A 1,501-nucleotide genomic window follows, 5' to 3' on the forward strand; every position below is an offset into this window, starting at 1 on the left:
ATCTGGATTACAAGAGTCCAAATCAATATGAGGCTGACATGGCTAACTTACAAAAAGCGGCTTAACTGGGTTGTGTGATTTTGGTTGACCACGTCATTCGGTTATGAGTATATCAAATCCGTAGAAAGCGAAAACTGCGGTTATGATCTAGAGATAGGTAAGGGTAAAGGTAAACTATGTGTAGAAGTAAAAGGTAGAGGCCAACAATCTCCAGACATAACATTGACTCCGAACGAATATAAGTATTTTAAGGAAAGAAAGAAAAACTATCGACTCGTAATTGTTACAGGATGTATGACCGATGAACCAAAAATTTTTATTTGTAAATTTAAGAATAAGAAGTTAATTGTCATAAACAATCAAGAAATGTCAGTAGTTGGAAAGACTGTGGAATCTTTCAGGTTACAAATTAATTAATCATGGGGTGAGACTTTTCTAGATACTTTCAATAATTACAAGCTTAGTTTTTATATAATACAATATTTATAGAAAAACTCAGTAAAGTGATAGTCATGGCAACTTTTTTACTTAGTACTACATAATTATAAAGTAGTTAAGTGTCTAGAGAGTTCTAGTCGATTCACTGGGCTAATAAATACACGCTTCATTACAGGTATACCGTTTCGTACTTGATTGGCGCTAGCAGCTTAAGAATACGGTTTTCTTGCTGATAGGTTAGCCCCACATCGCGCATCGCGCCTTGGACATACTCCACCAATATGTAAAATTCACGCTCCTTAATATTGAGACCCGTGTGAGACTCCAACATTGTTTTTCCATCGTATTCGCAAGGCCCGCCAATAAGCTCGCATGTTTGCAATACAAGTTGATCTCTTAAATGTTTTTTGGGAACACCTTTGAAGTAATGACTAATTACGGGGTCAGTGTAAATTCGCGTAATCGCTACGCCGTATATGGTATTGAGCGTTTTATGGCCGCCAATTTCTTCATAAAGGCTTTGTTCAGGAGCGCTGGCGCATGCGATTATCAATACGCTTAACGCAGCAATTACCATTAACCGGAAGCAGTGTCTGATCATTTCGTTCCCCTATCAAAAAGTGCTGTTTACCGTTAGATAAAATCCTGAAGAACTTTCTTGCAAAGGTAAATTGCCCAAATCCACATAGGCAGCGGTAATCGAAATAGATTTATTTGGGAAGTAGGCAATAAAGGCATCAACAACGGTGTCTTCTTCAGCTAAGCCTCCTAATCGATTGGTTTGCGTTCTAAACTCTGTGCCAATTGCTGTGGTAGGGCTAATTAATACTGCTAAAGAGCCCTCCCATTCGAGCTTAGCGCTATCGTTGTTTTCAGAACCAAATCCAAGTAAGCCAAACACATTCGCCTTTGTATATCGCGCGGTAAGATTGGTGAGTAAATTATAACCTGATGGAGTGCCTAATGACGTGCTCCAATAGATTCACACACCCAGTTAAGAGATAATTATCTCAACTGGAGTGTATATGAAAACCCGAAAAAGCTACTCGAAAGAATTCAAACT

3 protein-coding genes are annotated in these 1,501 nt (G+C 38.4%); 1 reads left to right on the forward strand and 2 read right to left on the reverse strand.

Translation table 11 applies throughout. The features are described 5' to 3' along the window. The first annotated feature begins 84 nt into the window (after positions 1-84). The gene (locus BIZ39_RS22705) at positions 85-417 is read left to right on the forward strand and encodes a DUF3883 domain-containing protein (protein WP_187448100.1); all 333 of its coding nucleotides are present in this window, start codon (positions 85-87) and stop codon (positions 415-417) included. A 190-nt stretch (positions 418-607) separates the two neighbouring features. Here the strand turns inward: BIZ39_RS22705 and BIZ39_RS21715 are convergent, their stop codons facing one another. Together BIZ39_RS21715 and BIZ39_RS21720 are read right to left on the reverse strand one after the other, a co-directional pair. Then, positions 608-1,039, reverse strand: coding sequence for a group I truncated hemoglobin (locus BIZ39_RS21715; RefSeq protein ID WP_187448101.1), 432 nt, complete (start codon positions 1,037-1,039; stop codon positions 608-610). Between the two features lie 12 nt (positions 1,040-1,051). Beyond that, positions 1,052-1,420 carry a DUF3034 family protein gene (locus BIZ39_RS21720; protein ID WP_316248275.1) on the reverse strand — a complete coding sequence of 123 codons (369 nt, stop codon included), beginning with the start codon at positions 1,418-1,420 and terminating at the stop codon, positions 1,052-1,054. Positions 1,421-1,501: the final 81 nt, after the last annotated feature.

The organism is Alteromonas sp. BZK5 (assembly GCF_014349115.1).
Taxonomy (GTDB): Bacteria; Pseudomonadota; Gammaproteobacteria; order Enterobacterales; family Alteromonadaceae; genus Alteromonas; species Alteromonas macleodii.